The following is a 15,763-nucleotide window of genomic DNA, read 5'->3' on the forward strand; positions in this document are numbered from 1 at the left end:
AAAAGTCTTTTTTCGGGCCGAGCGCAACCGTACTGACGGTGCTTCAGCGAATGACGTGGACGCAAACGGGCCTCCAGTACGGAGGCCCAAGGGATCATGGGGCGGGCGGCTTGGGCTTTTTCGGCGCGGCCAGTTTTTTCGCCGCAGGCTTTGCTGGGGCAGGTGCGGCCTTAGGCTTGGCGGCGGCCTTGGTCGCGGTTTTCGGCTTGGCGGCTGGCTTGGGCTTACTAGGGGTCAGCGCTTCGGCTTCGGCCAACTTGCGCGCCATCTCCCAGTGGCGAGCATCCTCGCCGTGTGGCTTGCCTTCGGACTCCCAGATCTGATGCGCCAATTCGCGAATGCGTTCCTCTTCTTTACTCATCACAAACTCCTCACAGAAAATGTTCAGCTTTCTTGATTATCAGGATTGATAAAGACATTGACCGGGAGATCCCCCAGGGCAGCGTTGATCAACAGCTCCTTGTTGGGTGTGACTGCGCGCGTTTGAAAAAGTCCCTTCCAGTTTTGTGTTGTGGCGGCGAACGGTAATTTAACCCGCGTGTCGCCCCAAACCGGCGCATTGATCTGGGGAAACATGCCGTTTTCAAGCAGCTGATAAGGCCAACGTGGCACCACTACCACCAGCTGTTGGCCTTGATGTTGGCGATAGAACGCGACCACCCGCTCGGCATGCTGGCCGACCACTTCCAGCGCGGTATAGCTGCCGTGGCGGAACAGCTCGGGATAGGTTTTGCGCAAGCCCAGCACCTGGGCGATCAACGCCTGTTTGATACGCCCGTCACGCCAGTTGAACAACAGTTCGCCGATATCCGGTGGGGTATCGAGCGCGTGTTGGCGCGCAGCGAAATCCACCGGGCGACGGTTGTCCGGATCCACCAGGCTGAAGTCCCAGAACTCATCACCCTGGTACACATCCGGTACGCCCGGCACAGTGAGATGAAGCAAGGTTTGCGCCAGCCCGTTCAGGGCGCCGGCAGGAGCGATGGCTTGGGCGGCGCTGTCCAGTGCACTACGCAACGGCGCACCGGCGTCACTGAGTAACAGGCGCTTGAGGAACCCTTCGACACCTTGCTCATAGGCGTCGTTGGGGGCGCTCCAACTGCTCTGCAACTTGGCCTCGCGCAGGGCTTTTTGCTGCCACTGCCAGAGGCGTTGCTGGTAGACCTCCAAGTCTGGGTTGTGCTCCAGCGGCCAGCTGCCGAGCAGCACCTGATACAGGATCAGCTCATCACCCGCCGAGGGGCTGTCGGCATGCTCGCGCAGGGGCGTGGCCAGGTTGCGCCAGTGATCGACCTGTTCGGCATACCAGGGCGCGCACTCGCTGAGCACCGCCAGGCGCGCACGCGTATCTTCGCCGCGTTTATGGTCATGGGTGGCCGTGGCCAGCAGATTGTCGGGGAAGGCCTCCAGGCGCTGTTGATTGGCGGCGTGGAAGTCCGCCAAAGGCGCACTGAACTGTTCGGTGCTGAAGCCCACATCATTACGCGACAGCAGCACTGCCGAGCGATAGAACGCGGTGTCTTCCACGGCCTTGGCGGCGGCGGGCGAAGTCAGCTGCTGGAAGCGTACGCAGGCATGCTTGAGGATCTTGCGTTCACGGCCCACCGGGCGATTGCGCCAAGGCTGGCCGCCCAGCCATTTTTCCAGATGCTCAAGCACCGGCCAGTCGCCTTCGTTGAGGGTGCTGCGCGCACCGTCCATGGCCTGCTGGAATATCCTGTCGTCGGCCGCGCTGCGGCCCCTGGCGCTGATGTAGGTGCGATACACCGGGAAATGCACGATCAATTCCTGCAAGGCCCGCCGGATGGCGCCCAGGGTCAGGTCGCGGGTCATCACATCGTCGCGGGCCACTTGCAGCAAGGCCTGGGCCACGCTTTCGAAGTCGCCGCCCAACGAGCCGTTGAGGATCTGCTGGCGTGCCAGCCGGGCCTCTTCGATAAACGCCGAAGGGCGTTCGCTGTGCCGCGTCCACAATTCGGCCAGCGGGGCAAAGCCCTCTGGGTGGTGTTGCAGCAATGACAGTTGGTTCATGAATTCGTAGCCGGTGGTGCCGTCGACCTGCCAGTCTTCACGCAGGGTTTCCCCGTCACCGAGGATCTTTTCCACGAAGATCGGCAAATGGCGCTGGGGCGACAAAGCATCCACGCGGCGACGCAACTTACGGCAATAGCCACGCGGGTCGGCCAGGCCGTCGATATGGTCGATGCGCAGACCGTCCACCAGGCCTTCGCTGATCAGCTCGAAGATCTTGCCGTGGGTGGCTTCGAACACCGCCGTGCGTTCCACACGCAGGCCGCCCAGCTCATTGACGTCGAAGAAGCGCCGCCAGTTGATATCGTCAGCGGCGGTGCGCCAGCTGGCCAGGCGGTAGGCCTGTTGTTCGAGCAGATGATGCAGGCGCTCGAAGCCCTCGGGCTGGCGACCATCGAAGGCGGCCAGCCGTTGTTCGATAGCCGGCAGTACTTCGGTAGCGCGTTCGGCCAGCGCTTGCTTGAGCCAGGCGGCTTCGGCGTAGGCGTCGTCCTGATAAGCGAGGGCGGCAAAGCGCTCGGCCAGCGGCTTGAGCCCCTCGTCGTGGCCAAGGATCAAGGCGTAGTCCCTTGGGCAGATCGGAAAGCGATGTTCATAGTGTTCGGCGTAGAAGGCTCCGTGAGCGGCATCGAACTTGAGGGTCAGCGTACCGCTCTGCAGGGCTTCACCGTAATCGCTGCCCAGGAACGGCATGAGCAATTGGCCTTTGAGCAGGGGGTCGGGCGAATGCCACTGGATATCGAAGAATTCGCTGTAGGGGCTCAAGCGGCCCCACTCCAGCAGGTCCAGCCACCAGGGGTTATCCGCACCGCCCACAGCCATATGGTTGGAGACGATATCGAGGATCAGCCCCATATCGTGCTCGCGCAGTGCGGCGACCAGGCGCCGCAGCGCCGCTTCGCCGCCCAGCTCCGGGTTGACACGGGTGGGGTCGACCACATCATAGCCATGCATGGAGCCGGCGCGGGCGCTCAGCAGCGGCGAGGCATACAGATGACTGATGCCAAGCTGGGCGAAATACGGCACCAGCGGCACCGCGTCATCAAGGGTAAAGTCTTTATGAAATTGCAGGCGCTGGGTTGCGCGCAGGGGCAGTGCTTTCATCGGTCACGCTCATAAGCTTGGTTGCGCGCTACCGCCAGCAGTTCGAGGCGGCGTGCAGCACTATTATTGTCGAGCAGGCTGGCGGCCTCGCCTGGCAGGCGACGGCGCCAGTTGGGGTGGGTGTCGAGGGTGCCGGGCAGGTTGGCTTGCTCTTGGACGCCCAGTGCGTCCTCCAGCGGCAGCAATACCAGTGGCGCGCGGGTGTGCCCCAGGTAGCGCACACTGGCGTCGATCATATGGTCGGTGTCGTTGCGTATTTCATCGACAAAGTTCTGCGGGTCCTGGCCCAAGGCTTGGCGCAGCGCCTGGCGTTCGTGCAGGCGGTGCTCGCTCCATTGCTCCACGGTCGGGGCGTCGATCAGGCCGAGTTGGATATTCCATTCGATATCGCGGCTGTGCCACCAACCGTTGAGGGTGGGCAAGTCGTGGGTGCTGGTGGTGGCCAAGGCGTTGTCGGGCCAGTCCAGAATTGGCTTGAATTGGCCTTCATGGTTCTGTTCGAACAGCAGCACGCGCATGCCCAGGATCGAGCGGGCGCTGAGCTTCTCGCGCAGGCCGTCGGGCACGGTGCCGAGGTCTTCACCGAGGACGATGGCCTGGTGGCGATGGGATTCCAGGGCCAGCAGGCGCAGCAGGTCGTCCACCGGGTAATACAGGTAGGCACCTTCATGGGGCGAGGCACCCAGGGGAATGACCCACAGGCGCTGCAAGCCCATCACATGGTCGATCCGCAGGCCGCCGGCATGGGCAAAGTTGGCCCGCAGCATTTCGATAAATGCGCGAAAGCCGTTGCGCTTGAGGCCTTCGGGGGAGAACGCCGAGATGCCCCAACCCTGGCCCGCACGGTTGAGAATGTCTGGCGGCGCACCCACGGTCAGATCGGCCAGCAGCTCATCCTGGCGGCTCCAGGCCTGGCTGCCACCGCCGTCCGCGCCCACCGCCAGGTCGGCGATCAGGCCGATGCCCATGCCACTGCCACGGGCGGCTTGTTGTGCGCGCTCCAGGCTGCGGGCGATCAGCCATTGGGTGAAGGCGAAGTAACCGATCTCGTCACGGTTTTGCTCGGCAAACTGCGCGAGGGCCGGGCTTTGCGGGGTGCGCCAGGCTTCGGGCCAATGGCGCCAGTCGAGGTCTTCGCCTGCGGCGGCGCGCTGGGCTTGTATGGCCTCGAAACGGCAGTGGTTTTCCAGGGCTTCGCCGCCGCACTGGCGGAAGCTCTGGAAGTCGGCATGCTGCGGGTGCGCGCCGTGGCGGAAGTCTTCATACAACGTACGCAACAGGCGTTGCTTGGCCCTGGCGGCGGCGGGCCAGTCGATCAGGGGCAGTTGCTCCAGTGCATGCAGTTCGTCCGCCAGCCCGGCGGCTTCGATGGCGTTGCGCACTTCACGTTCACCCAGGATGCACACGGGCGAAGCATACAGGCTGTTGAGAAACAGGCGGCTGGACGGCGAATAAGGGCTGAAACGTTCGGTGTCGGCGCTGAACATCGCGTGCATCGGGCTGATCGCCACCGCCTCGGCACCGCGCTCGGCCGCCGCACGCACCAGATGCTCCAGGGCCAGGGTGTCGCCGAAGCCGCCATCGCCGAGGCGGCGCAGGGCATACAGCTGCGCGCTCAAACCCCAGGCGCGGGCGGGGCGGCTGTCCACCGCGTCAGCCACGCTGAAGCAGTGGGCGGGGGCAACGGCCAGGGTGAAGGTTTGCCCGTCGATATGTACCTGGTGGTAGCCGAGGGCGATCACACCGGGCAACACGGCATCGCCGTCGAGGCGCAGCTCCAGGGTTTCACCGCCTTCGAGGCTGACGCGACACGGGGTGTCCGGTGCGAAGTAGCGCGCCAGGTCCAGGCCTTCACCGCTGTCGGTGGTCATCAACGGCGGCAGGTGGGTGTCTTGTTGTACTTGCTCAAGGTCGCGCAGGCTGGCGTCGATCTCGGCATCGGTATCGGCCGGGTGCCCCAGCCCTTTGAGGACCGCACGCAGGGCATCGGCTTGCACATGTTGCGGGCGACCGTTGGCATCGATCCAATCGACGGCCAGGCCCGCGCGGCTGGCGAGTAGTTCCAGGTTCGCTTCGCTCAAAAGTGTTCTCCAGCAGGGGATAAGGACACGCGGGCGCTGTGGGGTGGCAACTGCGCACCTTGCTCGGCCGGCGTTTGGAAGATGAGGTGTCGGGGCGGCGAGTGATCGATGGGTTGCTCGCCAAGGTTCAGGTCGATTTGCAACAGGCTGCCGTTGCCCAGGCGCCAACGAGCCGTTACGGCGCCCTCGGCCAGCACCTGTGCGCCCAAGGCCGTGGCGCCGGACAAATGCGGCGCCACATGCAGGTGGCGCAGGCTCAGCAGGTGACGATAGAGCTGGGCGTGGTCGTTCTCGACAAATGAAGGCATCGATTGCAGGAAGGTGGGCAACGCGTTGGGGTCGGGGATGCGCTCGCGTTGCTCGGGGTCGTGAAATGCGGCGAAATCGGCGAACTCATTGCGCCGGCCTTCGCGCACCGCCTCGGCCAGTTCACCGTGATGGTCGGTGAAAAACAGGAAGGGTTCGGTGGCGTTGACCTCATCGCCCATGAAGATCATCGGGATCATGGGGCACAGCAGCAACAGGGCGGTCGCCGCTTTGAGCGCCTGGGGCGAACATAGCTGGTGCAGACGTTCGCCCAGGGCGCGGTTACCGACCTGGTCGTGGTTCTGCAGGAACGCCACGAAGGCGCTGGGCGGAAGGTCGGCACTGGGTTCGCCGCGTGCATGACCATGGCGGGTGGTATCGCCCTGGTAGATAAACCCTTCGCCCAGACAACGCGCCAACTTGGCGGTAGGCTGTTCGGCAAAGTCGCTGTAATAAGCATCGGTTTCGCCGGTGAGCAGTACATGCAGCACGTTATGAAAGTCATCATTCCATTGGGCGTCGAAGTCCTCCTTTAACAGGCTGGCCTGGTTCAGCTCGTTTTCCAGCATCAGCCAGACGTGACGCCCGCTGTCGACCCGCTGACGCACTCGCTGCGCAAGTTCCTTCAGGAAACCGGGATTATCGATGGCGTGCACCGCATCCAGGCGCAGGCCGTCGAAGCGGTATTCCAGCAACCACATCAAGGCGTTATCGAGGAAGAAATCCCGTACCTCACGGCGTTCGAAATCGATGCCGGCGCCCCAGGGCGTGTGCACGTCTTCCTGGAAGAACCCCTGGGCGTACTGGCCCAGGTAATTGCCGTCGGGCCCGAAGTGGTTGTAGACCACATCCAGGATCACGGCGAGGCCGTGGGCATGGGCGCTGTCGATCAGGTGCTTGAGTTGCTCGGGTGAGCCATATGAGGCGTGGGGCGCGTAGGGCAGCACGCCGTCGTAGCCCCAATTGCGTTCGCCAGGAAATTGCGCCAGAGGCATCAGCTCAATGGCGGTGATGCCCAGCTCGGCCAGGCGCGGCAGGTGCTTCTCCACCTCGGCGTAACCGCCCATCGCGCCGACGTGCAGTTCGTAGATCACCGCCGTATGCCAGGGGCGGCCTTGCCACTGGCTATGGCGCCACTCATAAGCGTGCGGGTCAACCACTCGGCTCCAACCGTGCACATCCACGGCCTGGGCCCTGGACGCGGGGTCGGGCACCGCCTTTTCCCCATCGATGTTGAAGCGGTAGAGCGTGCCGGCGGGGCACGCCGCCTTTACTTCGAACCAGCCATCTGCCTGGGGCAGCATGGCAATGGATTTCCCGTGTTCCAATTCAACGCTGACATAAAGCGCGTCTGGCGCCCACAGGGCAAAACGCGTGTGTTGCGCGTCCAGCATGATTGCGCCGTGGGGCGAGGTTTCCAGAGTCCGTAGTGGCATCTATGAAGCCCTCCCAATGATTATTTAGTCGATTTCCCCAGGGCCTTGGCCACCAGTTGTTCGTAGAGTTCGGCGTAAGGTTCTACCGCCTGGCACCAGTTGAAGGGTTGGGTCATGGCGCAGCTGCGCATGGCGTTAAGCAGGCCAGGCAGGGCAAAGACCTTGAAGGCGCGGCTCAAGGCTTCCTTGTAGCTGTCCACAGTGGACTCGTTGAACAGAAAACCTGTGACGCCATTTTCAATGGTGTCCGCCAGGCCGCCGGTGTTACGTGCCACCGGCAACGAGCCGAAGCGCTGTGCATACATCTGGCTCAGGCCGCACGGCTCATAGCGCGACGGCATCAGCAGGAAGTCGCTGCCGGCGAACATGCGCCGAGCATCGGTCTCGTTGAAGCCGATGCGCACGCCCACCTGGCCCGGGAATCGCAACGCCAGCTCGCGCATGGCATGTTCTTCTTCCGGCTCGCCGCGGCCGATGATCGCGATCTGGCCGCCGTTTTCGACGATGAAACCGGCGACCGCCTCGGTCAGGTCCAAGCCCTTCTGGTAGACCAGGCGCGACACCACCGCGAACAGCGGGCCGCTGGACGGCTGCAGCCCAAACAGCTCGCGCACATGGGCGGCATTGATGGCCTTGCCTTCCCAGTCGCCGATATTGAAGTTGTGGGTCAGGTGCGTGTCGGTGGAGGTTTCCCAGCTTTCGTCGATGCCGTTGGGAATCCCGCTGAGCAGTCCTTGCTGGGTCTTGCTGGCGAGAAACCCATCCAGCCCGCAGCCGAATTCCGGGGTGGTGATCTCCTGGGCGTAGGTGGCGCTCACGGTGGTGATGTGGCTTGAATAGGCCATGCCGGCCTTGAGAAACGACATCTTGCCGTAGAACTCCATGCCTTCCTGTTGCAAGGCGTGGGGCGGAATGCCCAGCTCGGGCGTCGACGCCAGGCTCACCACGCCCTGGTAGGCCAGGTTATGAATGGTGAACAGCGTCGGCGTGCGTGACCCACGCCAGTGCATATACGCCGGGGCCAGGCCAGCGGGCCAGTCGTGGGCGTGCACCAGGTCCGGGCACCAGTGGATTTGCGCCAGGTTGGCGGCCATATCGGCGGCGGCCAGGCCCAGGCGAGCGAAGCGAATATGGTTGTCGGGCCAGTCGCGACCGTTGTTGGCGCCGTAGGGCGTGCCTTCACGCTCGTACAGCTCGGGGCAGATCAGCACATAGATGACCAGGCCGTCCTTGAGGTCCATGCGCCCGATCTTGCAGGGTGGCAACGCGGCGTGGCCGCCCAGCTCACCGACAATGTGAATCGGGTTGTCGCTTTCCATCACCTGCGGGTATCCGGGGATCAGCACCCGCACATCGTGCAGGTGGGCCATGGCGCGGGGCAGGGCGGCGGACACATCGCCCAGGCCACCGGTTTTTACCAGGTCGGCGAATTCGGAGGTGACGAACAACACTTTCTTTCGATTCGGGTTCTGACTCACGATCGGCCGCACAGTGTTGGGCAGGTCGGCCAAAGACTTAGGCCCCCCTGCCGGCTGACTAAAACGCTCTCCCTGAGTATCTACTGCGGCACTGATCATAATGCACTCCCATCTGTTGGTTGGCTGATGGCCCGCTGCCATCAGTTCCGATTGACCGCATCCTGCGGCCAGACACACAAGCGCTGTACAAACTGGCAAGGCGTATGCCAGTTGCGGCTCAGGCTAAAAAAGATTGGATGGACGGGCATTTGGCGTGAGACGCGTATGCTCGTCCTTACCTAAAACTGGACCTGCGGCAGAGTTCGAAAGTTTCGATTTTTTGCGGGGTTTTTGTTTTGGAACGGACCCATCGGTCATCAGTCTAGGACAGATCCCAGCGCCTGTAGGGTTTTCAGCGGGATTTTGTAGGACAAAAATCTTTTAAGCTTATGCTGCTGGCGATTAGCCTCCTCTCTACTGTAGGAGCGAGCTTGCTCGCGAAGCACTCAAGAGCGCCGCGCACACCTTGAATCAATGACGGTTTCCGCGAGCAAGCTAGCTCCTGCAGGGGGCAGACCCAGCACGGCGCGCGCACTGATCTGGTGCGTCAACCGAGTATCCGAACGGGCACGCCATTGGCCCAGGCCTGGATATCCTCGACCATCTGCTGATAGAACTGCCGGTAATTCTGCTCGCTCACATACCCGATGTGGGGCGTCGCCAGCACGTTGGGCAAGCTGCGCAACGGATGGTCAGCGGGCAGCGGTTCCTCGGCGTATACGTCCAGCGCCGCTCCGGCCAGGCGACCGCTGCTCAGCGCCTGCACCAGGGCCTGCTCGTCCACAATCGGCCCGCGTGCGGTGTTGACCAGGCGCGCCGTCGGTTTCATCCAGCCCAACGCCTGGGTATCCACCAAGCCACGGCTGCGTTCACTGAGCACTAAATGAATGCTCAGGATATCGGCCTGCTCGAACAGTTCGCGCTTGCTGACCCAGGTGACCCCAGATTCTGCCGCCCGCTGCGGCGTGAGATTCTCACTCCAGGCTATCACCCGCATGCCGAACACCTGGCCGAAGCGGGCGACCTTCTGGCCGATACTGCCCAGGCCGAGGATTGCCAAGGTCTTGCCATGCAGATCGCCGCCCAGGCCAACCTGCCAGCCGCCTGCGCGTAGCGAGTTGGCTTCGGCAAGCAGATTGCGCGTGCAAGCCATGATCAAAGCCCAAGTAAGTTCCGGTGCCGCGTGTTTGTAGCTGTCGGTGCCGCACACCTGGATACCCAGGGCCATGGCGGCGGGAATGTCGATAGCCGCATTGCGCATGCCGCCGGTCACCAGCAATTTGAGCGTCGGCAGGCCTTGCAGCAGCGCCTTGTCGAAGGTTGAGCGTTCGCGCATCACACAAATCACGTCGAAGCCCTGCAGACGCTCGACCATCGTGGCGGTGTCGGCGGGGTAATCGTGGAGAAAATGCACTTGGCCCACGGCGTCCAGAACCGACCAATCCACCACACCCCTGGCTACATTCTGCCAATCATCCATCACTGCAATCTGTACCGACATTTACGCGTGCCTCGCAAAGGTTGGATCAAAGGGTTTTCATACCCTGCAACAGCGCTTTATGAAACTGCTCCGGCTCTTCCATCTGTGGCGCATGGCCCAAGCCTGGGAATTCCACCAGGGTGGCGTGGGGAATCAGCTTGGCCACCTGCTTGCCCAGCACTTGGTAATTGCCAATCCTGGCCTTGACCGCCGGCGGCGCGACATCTTTGCCGATGGCGGTGGTGTCGCTGGTGCCGATCAGCAGCAAGGTGGGCACCTGCAAGTCCTTGAATTCGTAGTACACCGGCTGGGTGAAGATCATGTCGTAGATCAACGCCGAGTTCCAGGCGACCTGGGTGTGCCCCGGGCCCTTGTTCAGGCCGACGAGCATATCCACCCAGCGCTCGTATTCGGGTTTCCAGCGTCCGACGTAATAGGTGTCGCGCTCATATTTGCGCACGCCGTCGGCGCTCATCTTCAACTCACGCTGATACCACTGGTCGACGCTCTGGTAGGGCACGCCCAGGGCTTTCCAGTCTTCCAGGCCGATAGGATTCACCAGCCCAAGCTGCTCGGTTTGGGTGGGGTACATCAGCGCATAACGGGTGGCGAGCATGCCGCCGGTGGAGTGGCCGATCACCGTGGCCTTCTGGATGCCGAGTTTTTCCAGCAATTGGTGGGTGTTGGTCGCCAGTTGCTGGAAGCTGTACTGGTAGTGGTCGGGTTTGCTGGAAGTGCAGAAGCCGATCTGGTCCGGCGCGATCACGCGGTAACCGGCGTCGCTCAAGGCCTTGATCGAACCTTCCCAGGTGGCACCGCAGAAGTTCTTGCCGTGCATCAGCACCACACTGCGCCCGTTGGCTATGCCTTTGGGGGGGACGTCCATGTAGCCCATTTGCAGGGATTTGCCTTGGGACTGGAAGGTGAAATGCTCCAGCGGATAAGGGTATTGAAACCCTTGCAGCTCGGGGCCATATGTGGCGGCGAACACGGGAGCGGCAGCGCCTGACAACAGGCCAGCAACGCACAACGCACGGATAAAAGGCATGGGTTCCAGCTCCAAGAGAGATGACCGGATGCTCTTTGGACGAGATTAACTGGGGATTAACACCCACTGCAGGGTCAGCGCTGCGAGCACCCCATAACGTACGCCTTTGGCCAGGGTGACCAGCAGTAAGAAACGCCACAGCGGTTCACGCATCACCCCGGCCACCAAGGTCAGCGGATCGCCGACAATGGGCATCCAACTGAGCAATAACGTCCAATGCCCCCAGCGCGAGTAATGCCTGCGAGCTTTGTCCAATTGCCTGGCACTTACCGGAAACCAGCGTCGCGCCTTGAAGCGCTCCACCGAACGCCCCAGCAGCCAGTTGACCACCGAACCCAACACGTTGCCCAGGGTGGCGATACCCAGCAACAGCCACAGGTGATAATGCCCACTGTGCAGCAGGCCGACCAGCACCGCTTCCGATTGCAAGGGCAGTAATGTCGCGGCGCCGAATGCCGCGGCGAACAGCCCCAGGTAACCCATCAGCACCGGTCAGTGTGCCGGGTATTCGGCCACCACTACGTCTTTACCGTCACGGGTCAGGCCGATGACTTGATACGCCTCGCTGCGACCTTCCACTTCCATGCCTGGCGAGCTCAGGGGCATGCCCGGCGCGGCAAGGCCTAGCAGATCGTCGCGTGTGCGCAAGGCCAGCACTTGCTCGGCGGGCACATGGCCTTCGACGAATTTGCCGTCGATCACTGCGGTATGGCATGAACCCAGGCGTGGGGCGACGCCCAGGCGTTGCTTGACTGCGCTCATGTCTGCTTCGACATGGTCATTGACCTTGAAACCGTTGCTTTGCAAGTGGCTGATCCACTTTTTGCAGCAGCCGCAGTTGGCGTCGCGGTGCACATCGATGGGGATCAGGTCCGCGGCCTGGGCCAGGGTGGAGAGCAGGGCGCAGGAAAGCAGGGCCAGTCGCAATGGGTTTTTCATCGTGGGTCTCACTGAAAGCGCGGCAATAAACCGGGCATTCTCCCTGCTTTTCGCATCGGGGCGACGCAGTAATGTTTCTAAATTATACGAAGCCGGGGCTTTCCAGGCGGCACTTGAGCTGATCCAGCGCGATGGCGGACAGCTTGGCAATGTTTTCGTGCAAGGTCGCGAGTTGCAACTCGGTCTCATATGTCAGTACGCGCTTGAACAGTGTGCCGTTACGATGAGGTTGCAGGAAATAATGGATATCACCGTCCACAGCCAATGAGGTAAACACGGCCTTGAACTCATTGGGACAACGGGCGATTTGCACGCGGTAACTCATGGGGACGCGTATGCCCAGCAAGTCAATGGTTTCAGTAAAACGCGCACCGACCTGCACTGAGCCGGTGGTGCCAGTGTCGGCATTGAGAGAGGTGGGGTGCCATTCGTGCCAGCGGTCGGGCTGGGTCACATAGGCGTAGACGCTATCGATAGGTGCCTGGATGAAGCGCTCCTGACTGATCCGCTCCAAGCGGATCGAATGCTCAGTCGCATGCATGGCACACCTCCTGTGTGGCGGGTTATAACACTGGGAGCTCTCAGGATAGTCGACTCCCGTGCTTAGCACGGGAGTATTCGGAGCATTGATCAGCGCACTTTAAAGCGCCCCATCAAACTGATCACCCGGCCATTGGCCTCCAGCAGGCTCTGGGTATTGATTTGCGTGGTATGCCCGCTTTGTACCAGTTCATCGACCATATGGCGGATCTGCACCATGCTGCGGTTGATCTCCTCGGTCACCGCACTTTGCTGCTCGGCGGCCGTAGCGATCTGGGTGCTGAGGTTGTTGATATGGCTGACCGAACCGGCCATCTCATCCAGGCCGGTATTGACCCGCGCCGTGGCGTCCGCTGCTGATTGGCAACTGGCTTGGGTGTTTTCCATGGCGGCGACCGAGGAACTCACGCCGGTGGTCAGGCGTGCCAGCATCTCGTTGATCTGCGAGGTGCTGGCCTGGGTGCGGGCTGCCAGTGCGCGCACTTCGTCGGCTACCACGGCAAAACCCCGGCCTTGCTCGCCGGCCCGCGCCGCTTCAATCGCAGCGTTGAGCGCCAGCAGGTTGGTCTGGCCGGCAATGGCGCCGATCACGCCGAGGGTTTCGGTAATGCGTGCGGCATCCTGGCGCATGTTTTCCACGGTGTGGGTGGCGCTGGCTACTTCACCGATCAACGCGCTGACGCTGGTGGACGCTTCACCCACCACCACCCGGGAGCGGTCGGCATGTTCGTTTGCACGCTGGGTGAACGAGGCGGTCTCGGCGGCGTTTTGCGCCACGGTGTCGGCGGTGGAGCTCATTTCGGTGATGGCGGTGACGGTCTGGTCGGTTTCCGAGGCATGCCTGACCAGGATCTGGTTGGTATGGGCTGATGTTCGTTGCAACTGCTCAAGCCCGGACGACATGGCGCCAGTGGCTTGGGTCACTTCGCCGATCATGTTTTGCAGGTAAACGATAAAGCGGTTCACCGAGTGGCCGATAGCGCCCAACTCGTCTTCGGCCCGGATGGTGATGCGTCGCGTCAGGTCGGCGTCGCCGGTAGAGAGGGCGTCAATATTGGTTTTCAGCGTTTTCATGCGCTGCACCAGTTGGCGGATGGCATAGGCGGCCAGCAGCACCAGCAGTAACACCATGGGGATCTGCACCAGGGCCAGGCTGCCGAGCACATCATTACGCTGGGCGGTGATCAGCGAGGTGGGCAGGGCGGTGGCGAGGAACCACGGCGTGCCCTCGATGGCACGCATGTAGAAGGTGCTGGCCACGCCCTGGTTGTCGAATTCACTGCGTTGCGGCCCCTGGTCGCGATGGGCCAGGGCTTTGCTGACCTGCGCGGCGAAGGCCGAGGTGCCGGTCAGTTCGCTGATGTTCTTCAACACTACCGGGCTACTCAAACGGGTGCTGTTGCTGATGATCTTGCCATCGGCCTCGACGATCAGCATTTGCCCGCCGATGTCTTTTTCCTTGCTGGCCACCAGCTCGTTGAAGAAACCCAGGGTCACGTCGATGGTGGCCACGCCATAGGCCGCGCCGTCACGCTGGATCGCCATGGCGCAGTTGGTGCGCGGCTCCTGGCTGGCATCATCCTTGTAGGCGGCGGCCCAGGCACATTGGCCGCGTGGGGAGGCGAGGCCGCCCTTGTACCAGCTCTGGTCGTAATAGTTGGGGGCAGGGTCGCTGTTCCAGAAGGTGTTGACCACCAGCTTGCCGGAGGCATCGCGGTGCCAGAAGGTGCTGTGCTTGTTGCGCCCCGGTGTCCGCTGATTGGGCAACGGCCAGATACCGCCGCCAAATACTTTCAGCTCGCCGTATTGATCCACCAGGCCAGGTAAGACCTTGTCGATTGCATCGCTGTCGAGCAGGGGAATGGTCTGGGTGATGCTACGTTGCTGGGCCTGGACCTTGTTCAATTCGCCCTGGATCTGTTCGGCCACTTCGGACACGCGGTTGAGCACCACCTGTTCTTCGGTGTGCTGCAGCTTGGGGGCGACCAACTGGCCGATACCGACCACGGTCAATACGAATAACACCAGGACGAATAGCACCAGGAACAGGGTGTAGCGGGCTTGGATCGAGCGCAGTGGGGGCATGGGGGGTCGTCCTTACGAAGCGTTATTGTCGACGCGGCTTTTTTACAGCTTCGTAGGGCTATCGGCTTGGCTGGAAGGAGCTTTAGGTACCTGGGTACAAGAAGCTGAAGGCGCCGCCGAACGGCGCCCACACGATTAGATATCTAACATCGCCATGACTTCCTGAGGGTAGCGCAAGCCCGCGGTTGCATGGCTGGGGAACATGGCATCCAGCGCCGCCAATTCAGCCGGGGTGAGGAGGATCGATGCACCTGCTACGTTCTCTTCCAGGTATTTGCGCTGCTTGGTCCCTGGAATTGGGACGATGTAGTCACCCTGGGCCATTACCCATGCCAATGCCAACTGCCCAGCCGTGACGCCTTTGTCTGCCGCCAGAGTTTGAACCTGATGCACCAATTGCAGGTTTTTCGCGAAATTCTCACCCTGGAAGCGCGGGTTGAAGCGGCGATAATCGTTCGCGCCGAAATCATCCGGGCTTTTCAGTGCTCCGGTGAGAAAGCCGCGGCCGAGGGGGCTGTATGGCACGAATGCGATGCCCAGGCGCCGGCAGGCGGCGAGGCAGCCGTTGTCTTCCTGGTCACGGCTCCATAGCGAATACTCGCTTTGCAGGGCACTGATGGGGTGGACTTTATGTGCCCGCTCCAATGTCGCGGCCGATGCTTCGCTCAGGCCCAGGTAGCGCACCTTGCCCTGCGTCACCAGCTCGGCCATGGCGCCGACGGTTTCCTCAATGGCTACCTCCGGATCGATGCGGTGCTGGTAGTACAGGTCCAGGGTTTCCACGCCCAAGCGCTGCAACGTGCCGTTGATGGCGTCGCGGATGTAGTCGGGCCGGCCATTCACGCCGCGCAGTGCCGGGTTCGTCGGATCGCGGACGATGCCGAACTTGCTGGCCAGGAACACCTGGTTGCGCTTGCCGGCAAGGGCTTTGCCAATCAGTTGTTCATTGGTATGAGGGCCATATATGTCGGCGGTGTCGAGGAAGTTGACGCCTAATTCCAAGGCCCGGTGCAAGGTTGCGGTGGCTTCACGGGTATCAATGCCGGGACTATAGAAATCGCTCATGCCCATGCAGCCAAGGCCGATGGCGGAAACAAGGGGGCCGTTTTTACCGAGTTGACGTGTGTGCATGGCAGGTGCTCCTGAAGGTGAAGGCACAGTGTGACGCTCGACAAAAACGGGATAAACCGGTTAGA

12 protein-coding genes and 1 pseudogene are annotated in these 15,763 nt (G+C 62.0%); all 13 read right to left on the bottom strand.

From position 1 onward, the window contains the following. Window positions 1-94: 94 nt before the first annotated feature. The 13 genes and pseudogenes from NMB39_RS13500 to NMB39_RS13560 all read right to left on the bottom strand — a co-directional run bounded on the left by NMB39_RS13500 (window position 95) and on the right by NMB39_RS13560 (window position 15,698). Window positions 95-361: a DUF2934 domain-containing protein gene (locus NMB39_RS13500; protein WP_494339073.1), complete on the bottom strand. Its 267-nt coding sequence runs from the start codon at window positions 359-361 to the stop codon at window positions 95-97. 23 nt (window positions 362-384) lie between these two features. Continuing rightward, window positions 385-3,135: a malto-oligosyltrehalose synthase gene (locus tag NMB39_RS13505; RefSeq protein WP_124356140.1), complete on the bottom strand. Its 2,751-nt coding sequence runs from the start codon at window positions 3,133-3,135 to the stop codon at window positions 385-387. After that, window positions 3,132-5,216 carry a 4-alpha-glucanotransferase gene (gene malQ, locus NMB39_RS13510; RefSeq protein WP_494339072.1) on the bottom strand — a complete coding sequence of 695 codons (2,085 nt, stop codon included), beginning with the start codon at window positions 5,214-5,216 and terminating at the stop codon, window positions 3,132-3,134. Before malQ ends, NMB39_RS13505 begins: the two co-directional genes overlap by 4 nt. Then, window positions 5,213-6,958, bottom strand: a complete 1,746-nt coding sequence (treZ, locus tag NMB39_RS13515; RefSeq protein ID WP_494339071.1) for a malto-oligosyltrehalose trehalohydrolase — start codon at window positions 6,956-6,958, stop codon at window positions 5,213-5,215. The genes malQ and treZ overlap by 4 nt, the downstream gene beginning before the upstream one ends. Window positions 6,959-6,978: 20 nt before the next feature. After that, the gene (glgA, locus tag NMB39_RS13520; protein WP_082636684.1) at window positions 6,979-8,535 is read right to left on the bottom strand and encodes a glycogen synthase GlgA; all 1,557 of its coding nucleotides are present in this window, start codon (window positions 8,533-8,535) and stop codon (window positions 6,979-6,981) included. 487 nt (window positions 8,536-9,022) lie between these two features. After that, window positions 9,023-9,976 (bottom strand): D-2-hydroxyacid dehydrogenase family protein, encoded by a 954-nt coding sequence (locus tag NMB39_RS13525; protein ID WP_494339070.1) that lies wholly within the window; start codon window positions 9,974-9,976, stop codon window positions 9,023-9,025. A gap of 25 nt (window positions 9,977-10,001) precedes the next feature. Beyond that, window positions 10,002-11,003 (bottom strand): alpha/beta fold hydrolase, encoded by a 1,002-nt coding sequence (locus tag NMB39_RS13530; protein ID WP_057024024.1) that lies wholly within the window; start codon window positions 11,001-11,003, stop codon window positions 10,002-10,004. 45 nt (window positions 11,004-11,048) lie between these two features. Beyond that, entirely contained in the window at window positions 11,049-11,492 is a 444-nt protein-coding gene (locus NMB39_RS13535; protein ID WP_494339069.1) for a YqaA family protein, read from the bottom strand. A gap of 3 nt (window positions 11,493-11,495) precedes the next feature. Beyond that, on the bottom strand, window positions 11,496-11,942 hold the full coding sequence (locus NMB39_RS13540) for a DUF411 domain-containing protein (protein ID WP_494339068.1): 447 nt from the start codon (window positions 11,940-11,942) through the stop codon (window positions 11,496-11,498). A gap of 82 nt (window positions 11,943-12,024) precedes the next feature. Next, window positions 12,025-12,483: an SRPBCC family protein gene (locus tag NMB39_RS13545; protein WP_057024021.1), complete on the bottom strand. Its 459-nt coding sequence runs from the start codon at window positions 12,481-12,483 to the stop codon at window positions 12,025-12,027. Between the two features lie 89 nt (window positions 12,484-12,572). Further along, window positions 12,573-13,418, bottom strand: coding sequence for a methyl-accepting chemotaxis protein (locus tag NMB39_RS13550; protein WP_371851108.1), 846 nt, complete (start codon window positions 13,416-13,418; stop codon window positions 12,573-12,575). A 63-nt stretch (window positions 13,419-13,481) separates the two neighbouring features. Beyond that, window positions 13,482-14,567, bottom strand: a pseudogene (locus tag NMB39_RS13555) (cache domain-containing protein); the annotation flags it as partial. A 135-nt stretch (window positions 14,568-14,702) separates the two neighbouring features. After that, window positions 14,703-15,698 (bottom strand): aldo/keto reductase, encoded by a 996-nt coding sequence (locus NMB39_RS13560; RefSeq protein ID WP_494339067.1) that lies wholly within the window; start codon window positions 15,696-15,698, stop codon window positions 14,703-14,705. Window positions 15,699-15,763: the final 65 nt, after the last annotated feature.

Source organism: Pseudomonas sp. FBCC-B545 (assembly GCF_059134095.1).